The sequence below is a fragment of the Pseudomonas sp. CFBP 8758 genome (assembly GCF_014841725.1).
In the GTDB taxonomy this organism is placed as follows: Bacteria; Pseudomonadota; Gammaproteobacteria; order Pseudomonadales; family Pseudomonadaceae; genus Aquipseudomonas; species Aquipseudomonas baltica.
Map to the genome: position 1 here is coordinate 487,287 of NZ_JACYUK010000004.1, position 22,630 is coordinate 509,916.

Genomic DNA, 22,630 nt, shown 5'->3' on the forward strand with positions numbered 1-22,630 from the left:
CAGCAGGCATAAAAAAACCGGACCTAAGCCCGGTTTTTCAAGAACAGACTGTTCGTCTTATTCAGCAGCTTCAACCGAGCCACCAACAGGACGATCAACCAGCTCGACGTACGCCATAGGTGCGTTATCGCCAGTACGGAAGCCGCACTTGAGGATACGCAGGTAACCGCCCTGACGGGTGGCATAGCGCTTGCCCAGATCGTTGAACAGCTTACCAACCATTTCTTTCGAACGAGTACGGTCGAAAGCAAGACGGCGGTTTGCAACGCTGTCTACCTTGGCCAGGGTGATCAGCGGCTCGGCAACGCGGCGCAGTTCCTTGGCTTTTGGCAGGGTAGTCTTGATCAGCTCGTGCTCGAACAGCGACACCGCCATGTTCTGAAACATGGCCTTGCGGTGCGAGCTGGTACGGCTCAGGTGACGTCCACTTTTACGATGACGCATGGTTCATTCCTTACCAAACACAACGTTCGGTGATTACGACGATCAGGCAGTCGCCTTGTCGTCCTTCTTAAGACTTGCAGGCGGCCAGTTGTCGAGGCGCATGCCGAGGGACAGACCGCGGGAGGCCAGAACGTCCTTGATTTCGGTCAAGGATTTCTTGCCCAGGTTCGGAGTCTTCAACAGTTCTACTTCGGTACGCTGAATCAGGTCGCCGATGTAGTAAATGTTTTCCGCCTTAAGGCAGTTAGCCGAACGTACAGTCAGTTCCAGATCGTCAACCGGGCGAAGCAGGATCGGATCGATCTCGTCTTCCTGCTCGATTACCACAGGCTCACTGTCACCTTTGAGATCGACGAACGCAGCCAACTGCTGTTGCAGAATGGTTGCAGCGCGACGGATGGCCTCTTCAGGATCCAGGAGACCGTTGGTTTCCAGATCAATAACCAGCTTGTCCAGGTTAGTGCGCTGCTCGACACGGGCGTTTTCCACCACGTATGCGATACGGCGTACCGGGCTGAACGAAGAGTCGAGCTGCAAGCGACCAATGCTGCGGCTTTCGTCTTCATCGCTTTGACGCGAGTCGGCCGGTTCATAACCACGACCACGAGCTACGACGAGCTTCATGTTCAGGGCGCCGTTAGACGCCAGGTTAGCGATTACGTGATCGGGATTAACGATCTCGACATCATGATCCAGCTGAATATCGGCAGCGGTAACCACCCCCGAACCCTTTTTCGACAAGGTCAGCGTAACTTCGTCACGACCGTGCAGCTTGATAGCCAGGCCTTTCAGGTTCAACAGGATTTCAATGACGTCTTCCTGTACACCTTCGATGGCGCTGTACTCATGGAGTACACCGTCAATCTCGGCCTCGACTACTGCGCAGCCGGGCATTGAGGACAACAGGATGCGTCGCAGCGCGTTGCCCAGGGTATGGCCGAAACCACGCTCGAGAGGCTCGAGAGTGATTTTGGCGCGGGTTGGACTGACGACCTGCACATCAATATGGCGGGGCGTCAGGAACTCATTTACCGAAATCTGCATGGATGCACCTATTTTCTAGCCCTTACTTGGAGTAGAGCTCGACAATCAGGCTTTCGTTGATGTCGGCGGACAGATCACTGCGAGCAGGAACGTTCTTGAAAACGCCCGACTTCTTCTCAGTGTCTACTTCTACCCATTCTACGCGGCCACGTTGGGCACACAGATCGAGAGCTTGGACAATGCGAAGCTGGTTTTTAGCTTTCTCGCGAATCGCGACCACGTCACCAGCACGAACCTGGTAGGACGGAACGTTAACGGTCTTGCCGTTTACGCTGACCGACTTGTGCGATACCAACTGACGGGATTCGGCACGAGTCGAGCCGAAGCCCATACGGTATACGACGTTGTCCAGACGGCATTCGAGCAGTTGCAGCAGGTTCTCGCCGGTTGCGCCTTTCTTGCCGGCAGCTTCCTTGTAGTAACCGCTGAACTGACGCTCGAGAACGCCATAGATACGACGGACTTTCTGCTTTTCACGCAGCTGGGTGCCGTAGTCGGACTGGCGGCCACGGCGCTGACCGTGGATACCTGGGGCTGCTTCGATATTGCACTTCGATTCCAGGGCGCGAACGCCGCTTTTCAGGAACAGGTCAGTGCCTTCACGACGAGCCAGTTTGCATTTTGGACCAATGTAACGAGCCATTATCTATCGTCTCCTGAATTACACGCGGCGCTTCTTCGGCGGACGGCACCCGTTATGCGGGATTGGCGTCACGTCGGTGATGCTGGCGATCTTATAGCCACAGCCGTTCAATGCACGGACAGCGGACTCACGACCTGGACCTGGACCCTTGACGTTGACGTCGAGGTTCTTCAGGCCATATTCCAGCGCAGCTTGACCAGCACGCTCTGCAGCCACCTGGGCAGCGAACGGGGTGGACTTGCGTGAACCGCGGAAACCCGAACCGCCTGAGGTGGCCCAGGACAGGGCGTTACCTTGACGATCGGTAATGGTCACGATGGTGTTGTTGAAAGACGCGTGGATGTGGGCGATGCCATCAACCACTGTCTTTTTGACTTTCTTACGAGGACGAGCAGCAGGTTTTGCCATGACTAGATTCCTGTCGATTCGCTGGTGCGATTACTTGCGGATCGGCTTACGCGGACCTTTACGGGTACGCGCGTTGGTCTTGGTACGCTGACCGCGTACTGGCAGACCACGACGATGACGAAGACCGCGATAGCAGCCCAGATCCATCAAGCGCTTGATTTTCATGTTGATTTCGCGGCGCAGATCACCTTCGGTGGTGAACTTCGCCACTTCGCCACGCAGCTGTTCAATCTGCTCGTCGCTCAGATCCTTGATCCGTGCGGCTGGGTTGACCCCAGTGTCTGCACAGATTTTCTGTGCAGTAGTGCGACCAACACCATAGATGTAGGTCAGCGAGATAACAGTGTGCTTGTTATCTGGAATGTTAACGCCTGCAATACGGGCCATTCAGTGGGACTCCAATTGACAGCTACCTACGCCCCGGAAGCCAAGAAATAGGGCGCGAGATAATATCGCTGTAATAACAAATAATCAACCCGGCAGCGCACTAGCTGCCGGGCTTGTAGCACATCACAGTCAGCCTTGGCGCTGTTTGTGACGCGGCTCTGCGCTGCAAATGACTCGAACGACGCCTTCGCGACGAATGATTTTGCAGTTACGGCACAGCTTTTTCACCGATGCACGAACTTTCATTGCCAACTCCTCGAACCTTAAGGGACTGTCAGCGCAGCAGACCGCTGCCACCGTAGCCTTTCAGGTTGGCTTTCTTCATCAGGGATTCGTACTGGTGCGAAACGAGGTGCGATTGTACTTGGGACATAAAGTCCATCACAACCACTACCACAATCAGCAACGAGGTCCCGCCAAGGTAGAACGGAACGTTTGCAGCCACCACCAGGAACTGTGGAAGCAAGCAGACGCACATCATGTACAGGGCACCGAACATGGTCAAACGGGTCAGAACGCCATCAATGTAGCGCGCCGACTGCTCGCCTGGACGAATACCCGGAATAAAGGCACCGGACTTCTTCAGGTTTTCCGCCACGTCTTTCGGATTGAACATCAACGCCGTATAGAAGAAGCAGAAGAAAATGATCCCTGCACTAAACAGCAGAATGTTCAACGGCTGACCAGGAGCGATCGACTGCGAGACGTCCTGCAACCAGCCCATACCTTCGGACTGACCGAACCAGGAGCCCAGCGAAGCCGGGAACAGCAAGATGCTGCTCGCGAAAATGGCAGGAATCACACCGGCCATGTTCACTTTCAGCGGCAAGTGGCTCGTCTGCGCAGCGAAAACCTTGCGGCCTTGCTGACGCTTGGCATAGTGAACGGCTATTCGCCGCTGACCACGCTCGATGAACACCACGAAACCGATAATCGCTACCGCCAGCAGACCGATCGCAACCAGCGCGAAGATGTTGATATCGCCCTGACGCGCAGACTCGAAAGACTGCCCGATCGCTCTCGGAAGACCAGCAACGATACCCGCGAAGATCAACATCGAGATACCGTTACCCACACCACGCTCAGTGATCTGCTCACCCAGCCACATCATGAACATCGCGCCCGCCACGAAAGTGGAGACCGCCACGAAGTAGAAGCTGAAGCTTGCAGTGAACGCCACACCCTGATTGGCCAAGCCGATCGACATGCCGATCGCCTGCACCAAGGCCAGGATGACGGTGCCATAGCGGGTGTACTGGCTGATCTTGCGACGGCCAGCTTCCCCTTCCTTCTTCAACTGCTCCAGTTGCGGGCTCACGGCGGTCATCAGCTGCATGATGATCGATGCCGAAATGTACGGCATGATCCCCAGTGCAAAGATGCTCATCCGTTCCAGCGCGCCACCGGAAAACATGTTGAACAAGCTAAGAATGGTCCCCTCATTCTGTCGAAACAGGTCTGCGAGTCGGTCCGGGTTGATACCTGGAACCGGGATGTGTGCGCCAATTCTGTAGACGATGATCGCCAGGAACAGAAAACGCAGACGAGCCCAGAGTTCAGACATACCGCCCTTGCCTAGCGCTGAGAGAGCACCTTGCTTAGCCATTTATTCCTCGAACTTGCCGCCAGCTGCTTCGATAGCCGCACGCGCACCTTTGGTGGCGGCGATTCCCTTGATGGTCACAGCGCGAGTCACTTCGCCCGACAGCATGATTTTCACACGCTGTACGTTCTGGTTGATCACGTTGGCATCCTTCAGGGACTGCACGGAGACGATGTCGCCTTCCACTCGGGCCAGCTCGGACAGACGCACTTCTGCGCGGTCCATGGCTTTCAGGGAAACGAAACCGAACTTCGGCAAGCGACGGTGCAGCGGCTGTTGACCGCCTTCGAAGCCTGGAGCGATGGTGCCACCGGAGCGGGAGGTCTGACCTTTGTGGCCACGGCCACCGGTCTTGCCCAAACCACTACCGATACCACGACCCGGGCGATGCTTTTCGCGACGCGAACCGGGAGCTGGACTCAGATCATTGAGTTTCATCGATTAACCCTCTACGCGAAGCATGTAGTAGGCCTTGTTGATCATCCCGCGATTCTCGGGAGTATCCTGGACTTCTACAGTGTGACCGATGCGACGCAGACCCAGACCCTTAACGCACAATTTGTGGTTAGGGATACGGCCGGTCATGCTTTTGATCAGCGTAACTTTTACAGTAGCCATGATCAGATGATCTCCTCAACGTTCAGACCGCGCTTGGCGGCGATGGACGACGGGGACTGCATGGCTTTCAGACCCTTGAACGTAGCGTGAACCACGTTGACGGGGTTGGTCGAGCCGTAGCACTTGGCCAGAACGTTCTGGACACCAGCCACTTCGAGAACGGCACGCATTGCGCCGCCAGCGATGATACCGGTACCTTCCGAAGCAGGCTGCATGTACACCTTCGAAGCGCCGTGAGCGGACTTCATGGCGTACTGCAAGGTGGTCCCGTTCAGGTCCACTTGAATCATGTTGCGACGAGCTGCTTCCATAGCTTTCTGGATGGCAGCAGGCACTTCACGAGACTTGCCACGGCCGAAGCCAACACGGCCCTTGCCATCACCTACCACGGTCAACGCGGTGAAGGTGAAGATACGGCCGCCTTTGACGGTCTTGGCAACGCGGTTAACTTGAACCAGCTTCTCGATGTAGCCTTCGTCGCGCTTTTGGTCGTTATTTGACATAACTTAGAACTCCAGCCCAGCTTCACGAGCGCCATCGGCCAGCGCTTTGACGCGACCGTGGTACTTGAAGCCAGAGCGGTCGAAAGCCACCTGCGAGACGCCAGCGGCCTTAGCACGCGAAGCGACCAGCTGGCCAACCTTAGTGGCCGCGTCAATGTTGCCAGTGGCACCATCACGCAATTCTTTGTCCAAAGTCGAGGCACTTGCCAAGACCTTGCTGCCGTCGGCCGAGATGACCTGGGCATAGATGTGCTGCGAAGAGCGGAACACGCAGAGACGCACGACTTCGAGTTCGTGCATTTTCAGGCGTGCCTTGCGAGCGCGACGCAGTCGAGTAACTTTTTTGTCGGTCATTTGCTATGCCCTACTTCTTCTTGGCTTCTTTACGGCGGACGACTTCGTCTGCGTAACGTACACCTTTGCCTTTGTAAGGCTCTGGCGGACGGAAATCGCGGATTTCAGCGGCCACTTGACCCACCAGCTGCTTGTCGATGCCCTTGATCAGGATATCGGTCTGGCTAGGTGTCTCAGCGGTGATGCCTTGCGGCAACTCGTAATCCACCGGATGAGAGAAGCCCAGCGACAGGTTCAGCACTGTGCCTTTTGCTTGTGCTTTATAGCCAACACCGACCAGCTGGAGCTTGCGCTCGAAGCCTTGGCTTACGCCCTGGACCATGTTGTTGACCAAAGCGCGAGTGGTACCGGCCATTGCACGGGTCTGCTGATCGCCGTTCTTGGCAGCGAAACGCAGCTCGCCAGCCTCTTCAACGACTTCAACCGACGAGTGAACGTTCAGTTCCAGAGTGCCCTTGGCACCCTTCACCGAAAGCTGTTGGCCGGCGAATTTTACTTCGACACCAGCTGGCAGCTTAACGGGGTTCTTAGCGACGCGAGACATGCTTATCCCCCCTTAGAACACTGTGCAGAGTACTTCGCCGCCGACACCGGCAGCGCGCGCAGCACGATCCGTCATCACACCTTTATTGGTGGAGACGATGGATACGCCGAGACCGCCACGAACTTTCGGCAGGTCATCAACGGATTTGTACTGACGCAGGCCTGGACGACTTACGCGCTTGACTTCCTCGATGACCGGACGGCCTTCGAAGTATTTCAGCTCGATGGAAAGCGACGGTTTTGCTTCGCTGCTTACCTGAAAACCCGCGATGTAACCTTCGTCCTTCAGAACTTTGGCCACAGCTACCTTCAACGTGGAAGATGGCATGCTTACGACGGGCTTTTCAGCCATCTGGGCATTACGGATTCGAGTTAGCATGTCCGCTAACGGGTCCTGCATACTCATGGGCTAGACGCTCCTGATACAAAAATAATTAGCCTTGCGGCTACAACGTCGCCGAGCGTTTGATCCGGTCCAAAAACCCGGGCTCAGGCGAGCCGGCAATTCTAGACGTACGGCAGAAATGAATCAAGCCCCATGAGGGGCTTGATTCAGTCGCCGTGACACCGGCGGTCGGTTGATTGCTCAATCGAGCGCAGGCATCTCGTCTGTCCGACTTACCAGCTGGCTTTGACCAGACCTGGTACGTCACCGCGCATGGCGGCCTGGCGCAGCATGTTACGGCCGAGGCCGAACTTGCGGTACACGCCATGTGGACGACCAGTCAGGCGGCAGCGGTTACGCATGCGAGCAGCGCTCGCATCACGTGGCTGCTTCTGCAGGGCTACGGAAGCATTCCAGCGCTCTTCTTCACTTGCGTTCAGATTGACGATGATTGCTTTGAGCTCAGCACGCTTCTTGGCGTATTTAGCTACCGTCAGCTGACGCTTCAGCTCACGGTTCTTCATGCTCTTCTTGGCCATTTTCCTACTCCAATCAGTTGCGGAACGGGAAGTTGAAGGCACGCAGCAAGGCGCGACCTTCTTCATCCGAACGAGCAGTGGTGGTCAGGGTAATGTCCAGACCGCGCAGAGCATCGATCTTGTCGTAATCGATTTCCGGGAAAATGATCTGCTCTTTCACGCCCATGCTGTAGTTGCCACGACCGTCGAAGGACTTGGCATTCAGGCCGCGGAAGTCGCGTACCCGAGGCAGGGAGATCGCCAGCAGGCGGTCCAGGAATTCGTACATCTTGTCGCGACGCAAGGTCACCTTGACACCGATCGGCCAACCCTCACGGACTTTGAAGCCCGCGATGGATTTGCGTGCGAAGGTCACAACGGCTTTCTGGCCGCAGATCTTCTCGATGTCGGCTACAGCGTGCTCGATGACTTTCTTGTCGCCGATCGCTTCGCCCAGACCCATGTTCAGGGTGATCTTGGTAACGCGCGGAACTTCCATCACGTTCGCAAGCTTGAGTTCTTCCTTAAGCTTGGGAGCGATTTCCTTCCGGTAAATCTCTTTCAGTCGTGCCATGGTCTTCTACCTAGCAGTGTTCAAGCATCAACCGCTTTTTGGGTCGACTTGAAGACACGAATTTTTTTGCCTTCTTCTACTTTGAAACCAACGCGGTCAGCCTTGTTGGTTTCGCCATTGAAGATGGCGACGTTGGAAGCGTGCAGAGGCGCTTCTTTCTCGACGATACCGCCTTGTACGCCCGACATCGGGTTAGGCTTGGTATGACGCTTCACCAGGTTGACCCCACCAACGACCAGACGGTCGTCAGCGAGAACCTTGAGCACCTTACCGCGCTTGCCTTTGTCTTTGCCGGCGATCACGATGATCTCGTCGTCACGACGAATCTTTTGCATGTCGGATCTCCTTACAGCACTTCTGGGGCGAGCGAGACGATCTTCATGAACTTCTCGGAACGAAGCTCACGGGTCACTGGCCCAAAGATACGGGTGCCGATTGGCTCTTGCTTGTTGTTCAACAGAACAGCAGCGTTGCCATCGAAGCGGATGATGGAGCCGTCAGCACGACGAACGCCGTGACGAGTGCGGACTACAACAGCAGTCATCACTTGACCTTTCTTCACCTTGCCACGAGGAATTGCTTCCTTCACGGTCACCTTGATGATGTCGCCGATGCCAGCGTACCGGCGGTGCGAGCCGCCCAGTACCTTGATGCACATGACGCGACGAGCGCCGCTGTTATCGGCCACATCGAGCATGGATTGAGTCTGAATCATAGAATTTCTCCGACCCCTAGCCCTTAGACTTCAACAGCGCGTTCGAGAACGTCAACCAGTGCCCAGGACTTGGTCTTGGCCAGCGGACGGGTTTCACGAATAGTGACCTTGTCGCCGATCTTGCACTGATTGGTTTCGTCGTGAGCGTGCAGCTTAGTCGAACGCTTAACGTATTTACCGTAGATCGGGTGCTTTACGCGACGCTCGATCAATACGGTGATGGTTTTGTCCATCTTGTCGCTGACCACACGGCCAGTCAGCGTACGGACGGTTTTTTCGGCTTCAGCCATGATCACTTACCTGCCTGCTGGTTGAGCACAGTTTTCACGCGAGCGATGTCGCGCTTCACTTGCGAGAGCAGGTGAGACTGCCCCAACTGGCCAGTTGCTTTCTGCATGCGCAGATTGAACTGGTCGCGCAGCAAGCCGAGCAGTTGCTCGTTCAGTTGCTGTGCTGATTTTTCACGAAGTTCATTCGCTTTCATCACATCACCGTCCGCTTAACAAAGGAGGTGGCGAGAGGCAGCTTTGCAGCCGCCAAGGCGAAAGCCTCACGCGCCAGCTCTTCGGAAACACCCTCGATTTCATACAGGACTTTGCCTGGCTGAATCTGGGCAACCCAATATTCCACGTTACCCTTACCTTTACCCATACGAACTTCGAGGGGCTTTTTGGAGATAGGCTTGTCCGGGAATACACGGATCCAGATCTTGCCGCCACGTTTAACGTGACGGGTCAGGGCACGACGCGCTGACTCGATCTGACGAGCGGTGAGACGACCACGAGCTACAGACTTCAGCGCATACTCGCCGAAGCTGACTTTGCTACCGCGCTGAGCCAGACCACGGTTGTGGCCAGTCATCTGCTTGCGGAACTTCGTACGCTTAGGTTGCAACATTTGGCGTACCCCTTACTTAGCAGCTTTTTTACGAGGCGCAGGTGCTTGTGGTTTCAGTTCTTCTTGGCGACCACCAATTACTTCGCCTTTGAAAATCCAAACCTTCACACCGATCACACCGTAAGTGGTGTGAGCTTCGTAGTTGGCATAGTCGATGTCGGCACGCAGGGTGTGCAAGGGCACACGACCTTCGCGATACCATTCAGTACGTGCGATTTCAGCACCGCCGAGACGACCGCTCACTTGGATCTTGATGCCTTTGGCACCAATGCGCATGGCGTTCTGTACGGCGCGCTTCATGGCGCGACGGAACATCACACGACGCTCCAGCTGCTGAGCTACGCTCTGCGCAACCAGCATACCGTCGAGCTCCGGCTTGCGGATCTCTTCGATATTGATGTGCACAGGCACACCCATTTGCTTGGTCAGGTCCTGGCGCAGTTTCTCAACATCTTCACCTTTCTTCCCGATAACGATACCAGGACGAGCGGTGTGGATGGTGATACGTGCAGTTTGGGCCGGACGATGGATATCGATACGGCTTACGGACGCGCTTTTTAGTTTGTCTTGGAGATACTCACGCACCTTCAGATCTGCGAACAAGTAGTCCGCATAAGTCCGACCGTCTGCGTACCAGACGGAGGTGTGCTCCTTGACGATTCCCAGGCGAATGCCAATGGGATGTACTTTCTGACCCATCTGATCGACTCCGTTACTTGTCAGCAACCTTGACAGTGATATGGCAAGACCGCTTGACGATGCGATCAGCCCGGCCTTTGGCACGAGGCATGATGCGCTTCAGCGAACGCCCTTCGTTGACGAAAACGGTGCTGACCTTCAGGTCATCAACGTCTGCGCCTTCGTTGTGCTCGGCGTTGGCTACGGCCGACTCCAGCACTTTCTTCATGATTTCCGCGGCTTTTTTACTGCTAAAAGCCAGCAGGTTGAGCGCTTCGCCCACCTTCTTCCCGCGGATCTGGTCGGCGACCAAGCGGGCTTTCTGGGCGGAGATTCGAGCGCCCGACAACTTAGCGGCTACTTCCATTTCCTTACCCCTTAACGCTTGGCTTTCTTGTCAGCCACGTGCCCACGATATGTGCGGGTACCGGCGAACTCGCCCAGTTTGTGGCCGACCATGTCTTCGTTCACGAGAACGGGGACGTGTTGGCGACCGTTGTGTACTGCGATGGTCAGACCGACCATTTGTGGCAGGATCATCGAACGACGCGACCAGGTCTTAACTGGTTTGCGATCGTTCTTTTCCGCCGCCACTTCGATCTTCTTCAGTAGGTGAAGATCAATAAAAGGACCTTTTTTCAGAGAACGTGGCACTGTCGTATCCCTCTATTTACTTGCGACGACGGACGATCATTTTGTCGGTACGCTTATTACCACGAGTCTTCGCGCCCTTAGTCGGGAAGCCCCATGGCGATACCGGATGACGACCACCGGAGGTACGACCTTCACCACCACCATGTGGGTGGTCAACCGGGTTCATGGCAACACCACGAACGGTTGGGCGAACGCCACGCCAGCGTTTGGCACCGGCTTTACCCAGCGAACGCAGGCTGTGCTCGGAGTTCGAGACTTCGCCCAGCGTTGCGCGGCACTCGGACAGCACTTTGCGCATTTCGCCCGAACGCAGGCGCAGGGTCACGTAGACACCTTCACGAGCGATCAGCTGAGCCGAAGCACCAGCGGAGCGAGCGATCTGAGCACCTTTGCCAGGCTTCAATTCGATGCCGTGGATGGTGCTACCGACCGGGATGTTGCGCAGCTGCAGCGAGTTGCCTGGCTTGATCGGTGCCAGAGCACCTGCAATCAGCTGGTCGCCAGCGCTCACGCCTTTCGGTGCGAGGATGTAGCGACGCTCGCCGTCTGCGTACAGAACCAGAGCAATGTGAGCAGTACGGTTAGGATCGTATTCAATGCGCTCGACGGTGGCAGTGATGCCATCCTTGTCGTTGCGACGGAAGTCGATCATGCGGTAATGCTGCTTGTGACCACCACCGATGTGACGGGTGGTAATGCGGCCATTGTTGTTACGACCACCAGTCTTCGATTTTTTCTCGAGCAGCGGTGCGTGAGGAGCGCCTTTATGCAGCTCCTGGTTGACCACCTTGACCACGAAACGGCGGCCAGGGGAAGTCGGTTTGCATTTAACGATTGCCATGATGCACCCCTTCCTTACTCAGCACTGCTGCTGAAATCGAGATCTTGGCCTGGCTGAAGGGAGATAACTGCCTTCTTCCAGTCATTACGCTTGCCCAGACCGCGAGCAGTGCGCTTGCTTTTACCCAGTACGTTCAGGGTAGTAACACGCTCTACTTTCACGCTGAACAGGCTTTCGACGGCCTTCTTGATTTCCAGCTTGGTTGCGTCGGTAGCAACCTTGAAAACGAACTGACCTTTCTTGTCTGCCAGAACCGTAGCCTTCTCGGAAACGTGCGGGCCAAGCAGAACTTTAAATACGCGTTCCTGGTTCATCCCAGCAGCTCCTCGAATTTCTTCACGGCCGACACGGTGATCAACACCTTGTCGTATGCGATCAGACTAACTGGGTCGGAACCTTGGACGTCACGTACATCGACGTGCGGCAGGTTGCGAGCAGCCAGGTACAGGTTCTCGTCGACGGAGTCCGATACGATCAGAACGTCGGTAAGGCCCATGCCATTCAGCTTGCCCAGCAGGTCTTTGGTTTTCGGTGCTTCGACAGCGAAGTCCTGAACCACGACCAGACGGTCGGTACGCACCAGCTCAGCAAGGATGGAGCGCAGTGCTGCGCGATACATCTTCTTGTTCAGCTTCTGGGTGTGATCCTGAGGACGAGCTGCGAAAGTGGTACCACCGCCACGCCAGATAGGGCTACGGATAGTACCGGCACGAGCACGGCCGGTACCCTTCTGACGCCAAGGGCGCTTACCGCCACCACGAACGTCGGAACGGGTCTTTTGCTGCTTGCTGCCCTGACGACCGCCAGCCATGTAGGCCACGACTGCCTGGTGCACCAGCGTCTCGTTGAACTCGCCGCCGAAGGTCAGTTCGGAAACTTCGATCGCCTGAGCGTCATTTACATTTAATTGCATTTTCGCTTCCCCTTAACCGCGAGCCTTGGCTGCCGGACGCACAACCAGGTTGCCGCCGGTTGCGCCAGGAACAGCACCCTTGACGAGCAGCAGATTGCGTTCAGCGTCGACGCGCACAACTTCCAGGGACTGCACGGTCACGCGCTCAGCGCCCATATGACCGGACATTTTTTTGCCCTTGAATACACGGCCAGGAGTCTGGCACTGGCCGATGGAGCCAGGGACGCGGTGGGAAACGGAGTTACCGTGCGTGTTGTCTTGACCGCGGAAGTTCCAACGCTTGATGGTACCGGCAAAGCCTTTACCTTTGGACTGACCGGTAACATCTACCAGTTGGCCCGCTGCGAAGAGTTCAGCATTGATCAAGTCGCCAGCCTGGTATTCGCCTTCTGCAAGGCGGAATTCCCAGACGCCACGACCGGCAGCAACGTTCGCCTTGGCGAAGTGACCTGCTTGAGCAGCAGTCACACGCGAAGCACGACGCTCGCCGACAGTGACTTGCACTGCACGATAGCCATCAGTTTCTTCAGTTTTAAACTGGGTGACGCGATTCGGCTCGATCTCAATGACCGTGACCGGAATGGAGACACCTTCTTCGGTGAAAATACGGGTCATACCGCATTTACGACCGACTACACCAATAGTCATGTTGTAAACCTCATGAGTGTACGGGGCTTTCACCCGCTATGGCCGCCCATTTCAGAGCGTTACACGACTAAGACCCAAGTCTTAGCCGAGGCTGATCTGCACTTCCACACCTGCCGCAAGATCAAGCTTCATCAGCGCGTCAACGGTTTTGTCCGTTGGCTGGACGATGTCCAGAACACGCTTATGAGTGCGGATCTCGTACTGGTCGCGCGCGTCTTTGTTGACGTGCGGGGAAACCAGAACGGTGAACCGCTCTTTACGGGTAGGAAGTGGAATTGGACCACGCACCTGAGCACCAGTACGTTTCGCGGTTTCCACGATTTCCTGGGTGGATTGGTCGATCAGGCGATGGTCAAAAGCCTTCAACCTGATACGGATTTGCTGATTTTGCATTGGATTTCAGACTCCGGCTGCTGTTCCCACCGGGCGCAATGCACCCGTTAAAAGGAGGCGCAATTCTATAGACGCGCCCATCGAGTGTCAACCCAATAAAAAAGCCCCCGCTAAGCGGGGGCCTTTTCAAACGATCAACGATTACTCGATGATTTTGGCTACGACGCCAGCGCCGACGGTACGACCGCCTTCACGGATAGCGAAACGCAGACCGTCTTCCATTGCGATGGTCTTGATCAGGGTGACAACCATTTTGATGTTGTCGCCTGGCATTACCATTTCAACGCCTTCCGGCAGTTCGCAGTTACCGGTCACGTCAGTGGTCCGGAAGTAGAACTGTGGACGGTAGCCTTTGAAGAACGGAGTGTGACGACCGCCTTCTTCCTTGCTCAGCACGTAGACTTCAGCTTCGAACTTGGTGTGCGGCTTGACCGAACCCGGCTTGACCAGAACCTGGCCACGCTCGACGTCGTCACGCTTGGTGCCGCGCAGCAGCACGCCGCAGTTCTCGCCAGCACGACCTTCGTCCAGCAGCTTGCGGAACATTTCAACGCCGGTGCAGGTGGTGACGGTGGTGTCACGCAGACCTACGATTTCCAGCGAATCCTGAACCTTGACGATGCCGCGCTCGATACGACCGGTAACAACGGTACCGCGACCGGAGATCGAGAACACGTCTTCGATTGGCATCAGGAATGGCTTGTCGATGACACGGACTGGATCTGGGATGTAGCTGTCCAGAGTCTCAACCAGTTTACGAACGGAGCTGGTGCCCATTTCGTTGTCGTCTTTGCCTTCCAGCGCCATACGAGCCGAACCGATGATGATCGGAGTGTCGTCGCCTGGGAAGTCGTAGGTCGACAGCAGGTCACGAACTTCCATCTCTACCAGTTCCAGCAGCTCGGCGTCGTCTACCAGGTCGGCCTTGTTCAGGTAAACCACGATGTACGGAACGCCAACCTGGCGGGACAGCAGGATGTGCTCACGGGTTTGTGGCATCGGACCATCAGCGGCCGAGCAAACCAGAATCGCGCCGTCCATCTGGGCAGCACCGGTGATCATGTTCTTCACATAGTCAGCGTGACCTGGGCAGTCAACGTGAGCGTAGTGACGGATCAGCGAGTTGTATTCAACGTGCGCGGTGTTGATGGTGATACCACGAGCTTTTTCTTCTGGAGCGCTGTCGATCTTGTCGAAGTCGACGATTGCGGAACCGAAAACTTCGGAGCAAACGCGAGTCAGAGCAGCAGTCAGAGTGGTTTTACCGTGGTCAACGTGACCAATGGTGCCAACGTTGACGTGCGGTAGGGAACGATCAAATTTTTCTTTAGCCACGACAATTAACTCCTTGCCTAAAGGACTGAATCAGCCTTGTTTTTTGGATACAGTTTCAGCGATGTGCGCCGGAGCTGTGTTGTATTTTTTGAATTCCATAGAGTAGCTTGCGCGACCCTGGGACATGGAGCGAACGTCGGTCGCATAACCGAACATCTCACCCAACGGAACCTCGGCGCGAATCACTTTGCCGGAAACCGTATCTTCCATACCCAAGATCATGCCGCGACGACGGTTAAGGTCGCCCATGACATCACCCATGTAGTCTTCAGGTGTAACAACTTCTACCGCCATGATCGGCTCAAGCAACTCACCACCGCCCTTCTGGGCCAGTTGCTTGGTTGCCATGGAGGCAGCGACCTTGAACGCCATCTCGTTGGAGTCGACGTCGTGGTAGGAACCGTCGAAAACGGTCGCTTTCAGGCCGATCAGCGGATAGCCGGCAACAACACCGTTCTTCATCTGCTCTTCGATACCCTTCTGAATCGCCGGGATGTATTCCTTGGGAACCACACCACCGACGACTTCGTTCACGAATTGCAGACCTTCCTGACCTTCGTCAGCAGGGGCAAAACGGATCCAGCAGTGACCAAACTGACCACGACCGCCGGACTGACGAACGAACTTGCCTTCGATTTCACAGTTCTTCGTGATGCGCTCACGATAGGAAACCTGAGGCTTACCGATGTTGGCTTCGACGTTGAACTCACGGCGCATCCGGTCAACCAGGATGTCCAGGTGCAGCTCGCCCATGCCGGAGATGATCGTCTGACCAGTCTCTTCATCGGTTTTAACGCGGAAAGATGGATCTTCCTGAGCAAGCTTGCCCAGAGCGATACCCATTTTTTCCTGGTCATCCTTGGTCTTGGGCTCTACGGCAACCGAAATAACCGGCTCCGGGAAGTCCATGCGAACGAGGATGATCGGCTTGTCACCGTTGCACAAGGTTTCACCAGTGGTGACGTCCTTCATGCCGATCAAGGCCGCGATGTCGCCAGCGCGTACTTCCTTGATCTCTTCGCGGGCGTTGGCGTGCATCTGCACCATACGACCCACGCGCTCTTTCTTGCCCTTGACCGAGTTGATCACGCCGTCGCCGGAGTTCAACACGCCCGAGTAAACACGGACGAAGGTCAGGGTACCCACGAATGGGTCAGTGGCAATTTTGAATGCCAGAGCGGAAAACGGTTCTGCGTCGTCTGCATGACGCTCCAGCTCGATGGTCTCGTCATCCGGGTCAGTACCCTTGATGGCAGGAATATCGACCGGGGCCGGCAGGTAGTCGATCACAGCATCGAGAACCAGGGGAACGCCCTTGTTCTTGAACGAGGAACCGCAAACAGCCAAGACGATCTCGCCAGCGATGGTACGCTGACGCAGAGCAGCCTTGATTTCGTCGTTGGTGAGTTCTTCACCTTCGAGGTACTTGTTCATCAGCTCTTCGTTGGCTTCAGCCGCAGCTTCGACCATGTTGTTGCGCCATTCGTCAGCCAGTTCCTGCAGCTCGGCAGGGATAGGCTTGCGAACGGGAACCATGCCTTTGTCAGCATCGTTCCAGTAGACAGCTTCCATGGCCAACAGATCGATCTGGCCCTGGAAATTGTCTTCGGAACCGATAGCCAGCTGGATAGGCACCGGAGTGTGACCCAAACGCTGCTTGATCTGACCGATCACGCGCAGGAAGTTCGCGCCAGCACGGTCCATCTTGTTTACGTAAACAAGACGAGGAACGCCGTACTTGTTGGCTTGACGCCATACGGTTTCCGACTGAGGCTCTACACCCGAGGTACCACAGAACACAACGACAGCGCCGTCGAGTACGCGCAGGGAACGCTCAACTTCAATGGTGAAGTCTACGTGGCCCGGGGTATCGATGACGTTGAAGCGATGCTCGTCCTTGTACTGCTTCTCGGAGCCCTTCCAGAAGGCGGTGATAGCAGCAGAAGTGATGGTAATACCACGCTCCTGCTCCTGAACCATCCAGTCTGTGGTCGCGGCGCCGTCATGCACCTCGCCCATTTTGTGGCTTTTGCCGGTGTAAAAAAGGACGCGCTCGGTGGTCGTGGTTTTACCAGCGTCCACGTGAGCAACGATACCAATGTTACGGTAGCGGTTAATCGGTGTAGTACGAGCCATAAAGCCCTCGCAAAATTAGTGACGCTGAATTTAGAAGCGGTAGTGCGAGAACGCTTTGTTGGCTTCAGCCATACGGTGAACGTCTTCACGCTTCTTAACTGCAGCACCTTTGCCTTCGGCAGCGTCCAGCAGTTCGCCGGCCAAGCGCAGAGCCATCGACTTTTCACCGCGCTTGCGCGCGAAGTCTACCAGCCAGCGCATTGCCAGGGCGTTACGACGGGACGGACGAACTTCGACCGGAACCTGGTAAGTAGCACCGCCTACACGGCGCGACTTCACTTCGACCAGCGGAGCGATGGCGTCGAGAGCTTTCTCGAAGATTTCCAGGGGGTCGCTGTTCTTGCGTTCTTTAACCTTGTCCAGCGCGCCATAAACGATACGCTCGGCAACGGCTTTCTTGCCGCTTTCCATCACGTGGTTCATGAACTTGGCCAGGATCTGGCTGCCGTATTTTGGATCGTCAAGCACTTCGCGCTTGGCTGCTACGCGTCTTCTTGGCATGGATAAGCCCTCAAACGGTCTTCAGGTTAGCTCGGGACAGGCCCGACCTTACTCTTATCGACTCAGAAAAATAGATAACTGCAGTGTGCAAACGCCGATTACTTCGGACGCTTGGTACCGTACTTCGAACGACCTTGGTTACGACCTTTGACGCCGGAGGTATCCAGGGAGCCGCGAACGGTGTGGTAACGAACACCTGGCAAGTCTTTTACACGACCGCCGCGGATCAGTACCACGCTGTGCTCTTGCAGGTTGTGGCCTTCACCGCCGATGTACGAGGAAACCTCGAAACCGTTGGTCAGGCGCACACGGCATACTTTACGCAGTGCCGAGTTAGGTTTTTTCGGCGTGGTGGTGTACACACGGGTGCACACACCACGACGTTGCGGGCAGTTCTGCAGCGCAGGTACGTCGGATTTCTCGACGATACGCTTGCGCGGCTGACGTACCAGCTGGTTGATAGTTGCCATCTACTAGCTCCACTGTTGTCTTGCGACGCTATTGTCTTGCAAGAAAAGCAAAAATGGCAGGAATCAATCCCGCCAAATTTAGGGGTACAAGAGTCTAAAGAGGATCTCGTCCCCAGTCAAGACAAGGCCCCGGCCTCCCCTGCCAACTCCGCTGCGACATTTTGTGTCGTTGCGGAGTTGGCAGGGGCTACCAGGGCCCCGTCATCACTACCGCTGGTCTCAATTACCGCTTGAGTTCAGCGCTTCGGTCAACGCAGCTTCCACTTCACTGGCGCTGACGCGAGTCGGTTTGTCGAGTTCACGGCGACGCTTGCGCTCGCTGTGATACGCCAGACCGGTACCAGCCGGGATCAGACGACCCACGACCACGTTCTCTTTCAGGCCGCGCAGGTAATCGCGCTTGCCGGTGACTGCCGCTTCGGTCAGCACTCGAGTGGTTTCCTGGAAGGAAGCCGCCGATATGAACGATTCGGTGGACAACGACGCCTTGGTAATACCCAGCAGCACGCGAGTGAATTTCGAAACGAATTTCTCGTCCGCACTCAGACGCTCGTTTTCACCCAGTACGTGGGTCAGTTCCATCTGGTCGCCCTTGATGAAGCTGCTGTCGCCGGACTCGGAGATTTCGACCTTGCGCAGCATCTGACGCAGAATCGTCTCGATGTGCTTGTCGTTGATCTTCACGCCCTGCAGACGGTACACGTCCTGAATCTCGTTGACGATGTACTTGGCCAGCGCACTCACACCCAGCAAGCGCAGGATGTCATGCGGGTCACTCGGACCGTCCGAGATAACTTCGCCGCGGTTCACTTGTTCGCCTTCGAAGACGTTCAGGTGACGCCACTTCGGAATCAGCTCTTCATACGGATCGGTGCCGTCGTTCGGCGTGATAACCAAGCGGCGCTTGCCTTTGGTTTCCTTGCCGAAAGCGATGGTGCCGCTGACTTCCGCCAGGATCGAAGCTTCCTTCGGACGACGCGCTTCGAACAAGTCGGCAACACGCGGCAGACCACCGGTGATGTCGCGAGTCTTCGAAGTTTCCTGTGGAATACGGGCGATAACGTCACCCACACCCACTTGCGCACCATCCGCCACGCCGACTAGGGCATTGGCTGGCAGGAAGTACTGGGCCGGTACGTCGGTACCTGGCAACAGCAGATCCTTGCCATCGACGCCAACCATCTTCACTGCCGGACGAATTTCCTTGCCCGCAGCTGGACGGTCCTTGGCATCGAGCACTTCGATGTTGGTCAGGCCGGTCAATTCGTCTGTTTGACGCTTGATCGTGATGCCTTCTTCCATGCCCACGTAGGTCACGGTACCTTTCATCTCGGTGACGATTGGGTGAGTGTGCGGGTCCCACTTGGCCACGATAGCGCCAGCGTCGACCTTGTCGCCTTCCTTCACCGAAATCACTGCACCGTATGGCAGCTTGTAACGTTCGCGCTCACGACCGAACTCGTCGGCAATCGCCAACTCACCCGAACGCGATACTGCAACCAGGTTGCCGTCCAGACGCTCGACGTGCTTCAGGTTATGCAGGCGGACAGTACCGCCGTTCTTCACCTGGACGCTGTCGGCAGCCGAGGTCCGGCTTGCCGCACCACCGATGTGGAACGTACGCATGGTCAGCTGGGTACCCGGCTCACCGATGGACTGGGCGGCGATAACGCCGACCGCTTCACCGATGTTCACCTGGTGACCGCGAGCCAGATCACGGCCGTAGCACTTGGCGCAGATACCGTAACGGGTTTCGCAGCTGATCGGCGAACGCACGATGACTTCGTCGATACTGTTGAGCTCGATGAATTCAACCCACTTTTCGTCCACCAGCGTACCGCCCGGAACGATCACCTCGTCGGTGCCAGGCTTGAACACGTCGCGGGCGATCACTCGACCCAGAACGCGCTCGCCCAGCGGCTCGACGACGTCACCGCCTTCGATGTGCGGCGTCATCAGCAGACCGTGCTCGGTACCGCAGTCGACTTCGGTAACGACCAGATCCTGTGCAACGTCAACCAGACGGCGAGTCAGATAACCGGAGTTAGCTGTCTTCAACGCGGTATCCGCCAGACCCTTACGAGCACCGTGAGTCGAGATGAAGTACTGAAGTACGCTCAAGCCTTCACGGAAGTTCGCGGTGATCGGCGTCTCGATGATCGAGCCGTCCGGCTTGGCCATCAGGCCACGCATACCGGCCAGCTGGCGAATCTGAGCAGCCGAACCCCGTGCACCGGAGTCAGCCATCATGTACATCGAGTTGAACGATTCCTGGTCCACTTCGTTGCCATGACGATCGATGACCTTCTCTTTCGAGAGGTTCGACATCATTGCCTTGGACACTTCGTCGTTGGCCTTGGACCAAAGGTCGATCACCTTGTTGTACTTCTCGCCCTGGGTTACCAGGCCGGAAGCATACTGGCTCTCGATCTCTTTCACTTCGTCGGTCGCGGTACCGATGATGCGAGCTTTCTCATCCGGGATAACGAAGTCGTTAACACCAATGGAAACGCCGGAAATGGTCGAGTAGGCAAAACCGGTGTACATCAACTGGTCAGCGAAAATCACGGTCTCTTTCAAACCAACCACGCGGTAGCACTGGTTGATCAGCTTGGAGATCGCCTTCTTCTTCATCGGCAGGTTGACGACATCGTACGACAGACCTTTTGGCACAACCTGGTACAACAAGGCACGGCCGACAGTGGTGTCGACAATACGAACGTTGCTCACGCTGCCGCCGTCACGGTCGTTGACGGTTTCGTGGATACGCACTTTGACCTTGGCGTGCAGTGCGGCTTCGCCGGCACGGAACACACGGTCAACTTCCTGCAGATCCGCGAACACACGACCTTCGCCTTTGGCGTTGATCGCTTCACGCGTCATGTAGTACAGACCCAATACAACGTCCTGCGACGGAACGATGATTGGCTCACCGTTGGCTGGCGACAGGATGTTGTTGGTCGACATCATCAGCGCACGGGCTTCGAGCTGGGCTTCCAGGGTCAACGGTACGTGGACCGCCATCTGGTCGCCGTCGAAGTCGGCGTTGTACGCAGCACAGACCAGAGGGTGCAGCTGGATAGCCTTGCCTTCGATCAGTACCGGTTCAAACGCCTGGATACCCAGACGGTGAAGGGTCGGTGCACGGTTGAGCAGCACGGGGTGTTCGCGAATCACTTCGGCAAGAACGTCCCATACTTCCGGCAGCTCGCGCTCGACCATCTTCTTGGCGGCCTTGATGGTGGTCGCCAGACCACGCATTTCCAGCTTGCCGAAAATGAACGGCTTGAACAGTTCCAGAGCCATCTTCTTCGGAAGACCACACTGGTGCAGGCGCAGGGTCGGGCCCACGGTAATAACCGAACGACCCGAGTAGTCGACGCGCTTGCCGAGCAAGTTCTGACGGAAACGACCCTGCTTACCCTTGATCATGTCAGCCAGGGACTTCAGGGGACGCTTGTTCGAACCGGTAATGGCACGACCGCGGCGACCGTTGTCGAGCAGTGCATCCACAGCTTCCTGCAGCATGCGCTTTTCGTTGCGCACGATGATGTCGGGAGCCGACAGATCCAGCAGGCGCTTCAAACGGTTGTTGCGGTTGATCACTCGACGATACAGATCGTTGAGGTCGGAAGTCGCAAAGCGACCGCCATCCAGCGGAACCAGTGGACGCAGGTCTGGCGGCAGAACCGGCAGAACGGTCAACACCATCCACTCAGGCAGGTTGCCGGAGCCCTGGAAGGCCTCCATCAACTTCAGGCGCTTGGACAGCTTCTTGATCTTGGTTTCCGAGTTGGTCTGCGGAATCTCTTCGCGCAGGCGGCCAATCTCGTGTTCCAGGTCAATGGCGTGCAGCAGTTCACGAACGGCTTCGGCACCCATGCGGGCATCGAAATCGTCGCCGAACTCTTCGAGTGCTTCGAAGTACTGCTCGTCGTTCAGCAGCTGGCCCTTTTCAAGGGTGGTCATGCCCGGGTCGATAACGACATAGCTCTCGAAGTAGAGAACGCGCTCGATATCACGCAGGGTCATGTCCATCAGCAGGCCGATACGGGACGGCAGCGACTTCAGGAACCAGATGTGGGCGACTGGCGAAGCCAGTTCGATGTGAGCCATGCGCTCGCGGCGAACCTTGGCCAGTGCAACTTCGACGCCGCACTTCTCGCAGATCACGCCACGGTGCTTCAAGCGCTTGTACTTGCCGCACAGGCACTCGTAGTCCTTGACCGGGCCAAAGATCTTGGCGCAGAACAAGCCGTCACGCTCGGGCTTGAACGTACGGTAGTTGATGGTTTCCGGCTTTTTAACTTCACCGAAAGACCACGAACGGATCATTTCAGGCGACGCGAGGCCGATACGGATCGCATCGAACTCTTCGACTTGACCCTGGTTTTTCAGCAAATTCAGTAGGTCTTTCAAGGCCTT

33 protein-coding genes are annotated in these 22,630 nt (G+C 56.3%); all 33 read right to left on the bottom strand.

From position 1 onward, the window contains the following. Nucleotides 1-57 precede the first annotated feature (57 nt). Nucleotides 58-444 (bottom strand): 50S ribosomal protein L17, encoded by a 387-nt coding sequence (rplQ, locus tag IFT75_RS11670; RefSeq protein ID WP_122475639.1) that lies wholly within the window; start codon nt 442-444, stop codon nt 58-60. 42 nt (nt 445-486) lie between these two features. Next, nucleotides 487-1,488, bottom strand: a complete 1,002-nt coding sequence (locus tag IFT75_RS11675; RefSeq protein WP_192054915.1) for a DNA-directed RNA polymerase subunit alpha — start codon at nt 1,486-1,488, stop codon at nt 487-489. A 22-nt stretch (nt 1,489-1,510) separates the two neighbouring features. Next, the gene (gene rpsD, locus IFT75_RS11680) at nt 1,511-2,131 is read right to left on the bottom strand and encodes a 30S ribosomal protein S4 (protein ID WP_043192542.1); all 621 of its coding nucleotides are present in this window, start codon (nt 2,129-2,131) and stop codon (nt 1,511-1,513) included. A gap of 18 nt (nt 2,132-2,149) precedes the next feature. After that, nucleotides 2,150-2,539, bottom strand: a complete 390-nt coding sequence (rpsK, locus tag IFT75_RS11685; protein ID WP_002555466.1) for a 30S ribosomal protein S11 — start codon at nt 2,537-2,539, stop codon at nt 2,150-2,152. 30 nt (nt 2,540-2,569) lie between these two features. Further along, a complete protein-coding gene (gene rpsM, locus IFT75_RS11690) occupies nt 2,570-2,926 on the bottom strand; it encodes a 30S ribosomal protein S13 (RefSeq protein WP_043192541.1) in 357 nt (118 codons plus the stop codon). A gap of 129 nt (nt 2,927-3,055) precedes the next feature. Further along, a complete protein-coding gene (gene rpmJ / locus IFT75_RS11695; protein WP_002555468.1) occupies nt 3,056-3,172 on the bottom strand; it encodes a 50S ribosomal protein L36 in 117 nt (38 codons plus the stop codon). A 28-nt stretch (nt 3,173-3,200) separates the two neighbouring features. After that, nucleotides 3,201-4,532: a preprotein translocase subunit SecY gene (gene secY / locus IFT75_RS11700; RefSeq protein ID WP_043192540.1), complete on the bottom strand. Its 1,332-nt coding sequence runs from the start codon at nt 4,530-4,532 to the stop codon at nt 3,201-3,203. After that, complete coding sequence (gene rplO / locus IFT75_RS11705; RefSeq protein WP_122475641.1) at nt 4,533-4,967, bottom strand: 50S ribosomal protein L15; 435 nt, start codon at nt 4,965-4,967, stop codon at nt 4,533-4,535. Between the two features lie 3 nt (nt 4,968-4,970). Continuing rightward, nucleotides 4,971-5,147: a 50S ribosomal protein L30 gene (gene rpmD / locus IFT75_RS11710; protein ID WP_003176408.1), complete on the bottom strand. Its 177-nt coding sequence runs from the start codon at nt 5,145-5,147 to the stop codon at nt 4,971-4,973. Nucleotides 5,148-5,149: 2 nt separating this feature from the next. Next, entirely contained in the window at nt 5,150-5,650 is a 501-nt protein-coding gene (rpsE, locus tag IFT75_RS11715) for a 30S ribosomal protein S5 (RefSeq protein ID WP_043192537.1), read from the bottom strand. A 3-nt stretch (nt 5,651-5,653) separates the two neighbouring features. Beyond that, on the bottom strand, nt 5,654-6,004 hold the full coding sequence (gene rplR / locus IFT75_RS11720; protein ID WP_043192536.1) for a 50S ribosomal protein L18: 351 nt from the start codon (nt 6,002-6,004) through the stop codon (nt 5,654-5,656). Between the two features lie 10 nt (nt 6,005-6,014). Then, nucleotides 6,015-6,548, bottom strand: coding sequence for a 50S ribosomal protein L6 (gene rplF / locus IFT75_RS11725; RefSeq protein ID WP_122475643.1), 534 nt, complete (start codon nt 6,546-6,548; stop codon nt 6,015-6,017). Nucleotides 6,549-6,560: 12 nt separating this feature from the next. Continuing rightward, nucleotides 6,561-6,953 (bottom strand): 30S ribosomal protein S8, encoded by a 393-nt coding sequence (gene rpsH / locus IFT75_RS11730; protein WP_122475645.1) that lies wholly within the window; start codon nt 6,951-6,953, stop codon nt 6,561-6,563. A gap of 212 nt (nt 6,954-7,165) precedes the next feature. Beyond that, nucleotides 7,166-7,471, bottom strand: coding sequence for a 30S ribosomal protein S14 (gene rpsN, locus IFT75_RS11735; RefSeq protein ID WP_122475647.1), 306 nt, complete (start codon nt 7,469-7,471; stop codon nt 7,166-7,168). A 13-nt stretch (nt 7,472-7,484) separates the two neighbouring features. Continuing rightward, nucleotides 7,485-8,024: a 50S ribosomal protein L5 gene (gene rplE, locus IFT75_RS11740; protein WP_122475649.1), complete on the bottom strand. Its 540-nt coding sequence runs from the start codon at nt 8,022-8,024 to the stop codon at nt 7,485-7,487. Between the two features lie 20 nt (nt 8,025-8,044). Beyond that, a complete protein-coding gene (rplX, locus tag IFT75_RS11745; RefSeq protein WP_049860773.1) occupies nt 8,045-8,359 on the bottom strand; it encodes a 50S ribosomal protein L24 in 315 nt (104 codons plus the stop codon). A gap of 11 nt (nt 8,360-8,370) precedes the next feature. Further along, complete coding sequence (gene rplN, locus IFT75_RS11750) at nt 8,371-8,739, bottom strand: 50S ribosomal protein L14 (RefSeq protein WP_003243907.1); 369 nt, start codon at nt 8,737-8,739, stop codon at nt 8,371-8,373. 23 nt (nt 8,740-8,762) lie between these two features. After that, complete coding sequence (rpsQ, locus tag IFT75_RS11755) at nt 8,763-9,029, bottom strand: 30S ribosomal protein S17 (RefSeq protein WP_043192528.1); 267 nt, start codon at nt 9,027-9,029, stop codon at nt 8,763-8,765. 2 nt (nt 9,030-9,031) lie between these two features. Then, nucleotides 9,032-9,223, bottom strand: coding sequence for a 50S ribosomal protein L29 (rpmC, locus tag IFT75_RS11760; RefSeq protein WP_002555481.1), 192 nt, complete (start codon nt 9,221-9,223; stop codon nt 9,032-9,034). Then, nucleotides 9,223-9,636, bottom strand: a complete 414-nt coding sequence (gene rplP, locus IFT75_RS11765) for a 50S ribosomal protein L16 (protein WP_122475651.1) — start codon at nt 9,634-9,636, stop codon at nt 9,223-9,225. Before rplP ends, rpmC begins: the two co-directional genes overlap by 1 nt. Nucleotides 9,637-9,648: 12 nt before the next feature. Next, nucleotides 9,649-10,335, bottom strand: a complete 687-nt coding sequence (gene rpsC, locus IFT75_RS11770; protein ID WP_003176422.1) for a 30S ribosomal protein S3 — start codon at nt 10,333-10,335, stop codon at nt 9,649-9,651. 13 nt (nt 10,336-10,348) lie between these two features. Further along, on the bottom strand, nt 10,349-10,681 hold the full coding sequence (rplV, locus tag IFT75_RS11775) for a 50S ribosomal protein L22 (RefSeq protein WP_003103908.1): 333 nt from the start codon (nt 10,679-10,681) through the stop codon (nt 10,349-10,351). An 11-nt stretch (nt 10,682-10,692) separates the two neighbouring features. After that, nucleotides 10,693-10,968: a 30S ribosomal protein S19 gene (gene rpsS / locus IFT75_RS11780; RefSeq protein WP_002555486.1), complete on the bottom strand. Its 276-nt coding sequence runs from the start codon at nt 10,966-10,968 to the stop codon at nt 10,693-10,695. Between the two features lie 16 nt (nt 10,969-10,984). Beyond that, nucleotides 10,985-11,809: a 50S ribosomal protein L2 gene (gene rplB, locus IFT75_RS11785; protein ID WP_122475653.1), complete on the bottom strand. Its 825-nt coding sequence runs from the start codon at nt 11,807-11,809 to the stop codon at nt 10,985-10,987. A gap of 14 nt (nt 11,810-11,823) precedes the next feature. Next, entirely contained in the window at nt 11,824-12,123 is a 300-nt protein-coding gene (gene rplW, locus IFT75_RS11790; RefSeq protein WP_002555488.1) for a 50S ribosomal protein L23, read from the bottom strand. Then, entirely contained in the window at nt 12,120-12,722 is a 603-nt protein-coding gene (rplD, locus tag IFT75_RS11795; RefSeq protein ID WP_043192522.1) for a 50S ribosomal protein L4, read from the bottom strand. The genes rplW and rplD overlap by 4 nt, the downstream gene beginning before the upstream one ends. A gap of 12 nt (nt 12,723-12,734) precedes the next feature. After that, nucleotides 12,735-13,370 (bottom strand): 50S ribosomal protein L3, encoded by a 636-nt coding sequence (gene rplC / locus IFT75_RS11800; protein WP_043192521.1) that lies wholly within the window; start codon nt 13,368-13,370, stop codon nt 12,735-12,737. An 81-nt stretch (nt 13,371-13,451) separates the two neighbouring features. Next, the gene (gene rpsJ / locus IFT75_RS11805; RefSeq protein WP_003186070.1) at nt 13,452-13,763 is read right to left on the bottom strand and encodes a 30S ribosomal protein S10; all 312 of its coding nucleotides are present in this window, start codon (nt 13,761-13,763) and stop codon (nt 13,452-13,454) included. Between the two features lie 141 nt (nt 13,764-13,904). After that, entirely contained in the window at nt 13,905-15,098 is a 1,194-nt protein-coding gene (gene tuf / locus IFT75_RS11810; RefSeq protein WP_122475655.1) for an elongation factor Tu, read from the bottom strand. 30 nt (nt 15,099-15,128) lie between these two features. Beyond that, complete coding sequence (gene fusA, locus IFT75_RS11815) at nt 15,129-17,234, bottom strand: elongation factor G (RefSeq protein WP_122475656.1); 2,106 nt, start codon at nt 17,232-17,234, stop codon at nt 15,129-15,131. 30 nt (nt 17,235-17,264) lie between these two features. After that, nucleotides 17,265-17,735 carry a 30S ribosomal protein S7 gene (rpsG, locus tag IFT75_RS11820; RefSeq protein ID WP_010490886.1) on the bottom strand — a complete coding sequence of 157 codons (471 nt, stop codon included), beginning with the start codon at nt 17,733-17,735 and terminating at the stop codon, nt 17,265-17,267. A 98-nt stretch (nt 17,736-17,833) separates the two neighbouring features. Then, nucleotides 17,834-18,205: a 30S ribosomal protein S12 gene (gene rpsL / locus IFT75_RS11825; RefSeq protein WP_003186084.1), complete on the bottom strand. Its 372-nt coding sequence runs from the start codon at nt 18,203-18,205 to the stop codon at nt 17,834-17,836. Nucleotides 18,206-18,424: 219 nt separating this feature from the next. After that, the gene (gene rpoC / locus IFT75_RS11830) at nt 18,425-22,624 is read right to left on the bottom strand and encodes a DNA-directed RNA polymerase subunit beta' (protein ID WP_122475658.1); all 4,200 of its coding nucleotides are present in this window, start codon (nt 22,622-22,624) and stop codon (nt 18,425-18,427) included. Nucleotides 22,625-22,630: the final 6 nt, after the last annotated feature.

What these genes read in the sequence shown, in the direction of transcription:
- rpsJ (WP_003186070.1), bottom strand. Translation starts at nt 13,763, where the DNA reads ATGCAAAATCAGCAAATCCGTATCAGGTTGAAGGCTTTTGACCATCGC.
- rpsE (WP_043192537.1), bottom strand. Translation starts at nt 5,650, where the DNA reads ATGTCAAATAACGACCAAAAGCGCGACGAAGGCTACATCGAGAAGCTG.
- rplB (WP_122475653.1), bottom strand. Translation starts at nt 11,809, where the DNA reads ATGGCAATCGTTAAATGCAAACCGACTTCCCCTGGCCGCCGTTTCGTG.
- rpsL (WP_003186084.1), bottom strand. Translation starts at nt 18,205, where the DNA reads ATGGCAACTATCAACCAGCTGGTACGTCAGCCGCGCAAGCGTATCGTC.
- rplP (WP_122475651.1), bottom strand. Translation starts at nt 9,636, where the DNA reads ATGTTGCAACCTAAGCGTACGAAGTTCCGCAAGCAGATGACTGGCCAC.
- rpsG (WP_010490886.1), bottom strand. Translation starts at nt 17,735, where the DNA reads ATGCCAAGAAGACGCGTAGCAGCCAAGCGCGAAGTGCTTGACGATCCA.
- rplV (WP_003103908.1), bottom strand. Translation starts at nt 10,681, where the DNA reads ATGGAAGTAGCCGCTAAGTTGTCGGGCGCTCGAATCTCCGCCCAGAAA.
- rplC (WP_043192521.1), bottom strand. Translation starts at nt 13,370, where the DNA reads ATGACTATTGGTGTAGTCGGTCGTAAATGCGGTATGACCCGTATTTTC.
- rplE (WP_122475649.1), bottom strand. Translation starts at nt 8,024, where the DNA reads ATGGCACGACTGAAAGAGATTTACCGGAAGGAAATCGCTCCCAAGCTT.
- rplO (WP_122475641.1), bottom strand. Translation starts at nt 4,967, where the DNA reads ATGAAACTCAATGATCTGAGTCCAGCTCCCGGTTCGCGTCGCGAAAAG.
- rplQ (WP_122475639.1), bottom strand. Translation starts at nt 444, where the DNA reads ATGCGTCATCGTAAAAGTGGACGTCACCTGAGCCGTACCAGCTCGCAC.
- rplW (WP_002555488.1), bottom strand. Translation starts at nt 12,123, where the DNA reads ATGAACCAGGAACGCGTATTTAAAGTTCTGCTTGGCCCGCACGTTTCC.
- rplF (WP_122475643.1), bottom strand. Translation starts at nt 6,548, where the DNA reads ATGTCTCGCGTCGCTAAGAACCCCGTTAAGCTGCCAGCTGGTGTCGAA.
- rpsN (WP_122475647.1), bottom strand. Translation starts at nt 7,471, where the DNA reads ATGGCCAAGAAGAGCATGAAGAACCGTGAGCTGAAGCGTCAGCTGACG.
- rplR (WP_043192536.1), bottom strand. Translation starts at nt 6,004, where the DNA reads ATGACCGACAAAAAAGTTACTCGACTGCGTCGCGCTCGCAAGGCACGC.
- rpsM (WP_043192541.1), bottom strand. Translation starts at nt 2,926, where the DNA reads ATGGCCCGTATTGCAGGCGTTAACATTCCAGATAACAAGCACACTGTT.
- rpsQ (WP_043192528.1), bottom strand. Translation starts at nt 9,029, where the DNA reads ATGGCTGAAGCCGAAAAAACCGTCCGTACGCTGACTGGCCGTGTGGTC.
- secY (WP_043192540.1), bottom strand. Translation starts at nt 4,532, where the DNA reads ATGGCTAAGCAAGGTGCTCTCTCAGCGCTAGGCAAGGGCGGTATGTCT.
- rpsD (WP_043192542.1), bottom strand. Translation starts at nt 2,131, where the DNA reads ATGGCTCGTTACATTGGTCCAAAATGCAAACTGGCTCGTCGTGAAGGC.
- IFT75_RS11675 (WP_192054915.1), bottom strand. Translation starts at nt 1,488, where the DNA reads ATGCAGATTTCGGTAAATGAGTTCCTGACGCCCCGCCATATTGATGTG.
- rplD (WP_043192522.1), bottom strand. Translation starts at nt 12,722, where the DNA reads ATGCAATTAAATGTAAATGACGCTCAGGCGATCGAAGTTTCCGAACTG.
- rpsK (WP_002555466.1), bottom strand. Translation starts at nt 2,539, where the DNA reads ATGGCAAAACCTGCTGCTCGTCCTCGTAAGAAAGTCAAAAAGACAGTG.
- rpmJ (WP_002555468.1), bottom strand. Translation starts at nt 3,172, where the DNA reads ATGAAAGTTCGTGCATCGGTGAAAAAGCTGTGCCGTAACTGCAAAATC.
- fusA (WP_122475656.1), bottom strand. Translation starts at nt 17,234, where the DNA reads ATGGCTCGTACTACACCGATTAACCGCTACCGTAACATTGGTATCGTT.
- rpmD (WP_003176408.1), bottom strand. Translation starts at nt 5,147, where the DNA reads ATGGCTACTGTAAAAGTTACGCTGATCAAAAGCATGACCGGCCGTATC.
- rplX (WP_049860773.1), bottom strand. Translation starts at nt 8,359, where the DNA reads ATGCAAAAGATTCGTCGTGACGACGAGATCATCGTGATCGCCGGCAAA.
- rpsH (WP_122475645.1), bottom strand. Translation starts at nt 6,953, where the DNA reads ATGAGTATGCAGGACCCGTTAGCGGACATGCTAACTCGAATCCGTAAT.
- rpsC (WP_003176422.1), bottom strand. Translation starts at nt 10,335, where the DNA reads ATGGGTCAGAAAGTACATCCCATTGGCATTCGCCTGGGAATCGTCAAG.
- rplN (WP_003243907.1), bottom strand. Translation starts at nt 8,739, where the DNA reads ATGATTCAGACTCAATCCATGCTCGATGTGGCCGATAACAGCGGCGCT.
- rpmC (WP_002555481.1), bottom strand. Translation starts at nt 9,223, where the DNA reads ATGAAAGCGAATGAACTTCGTGAAAAATCAGCACAGCAACTGAACGAG.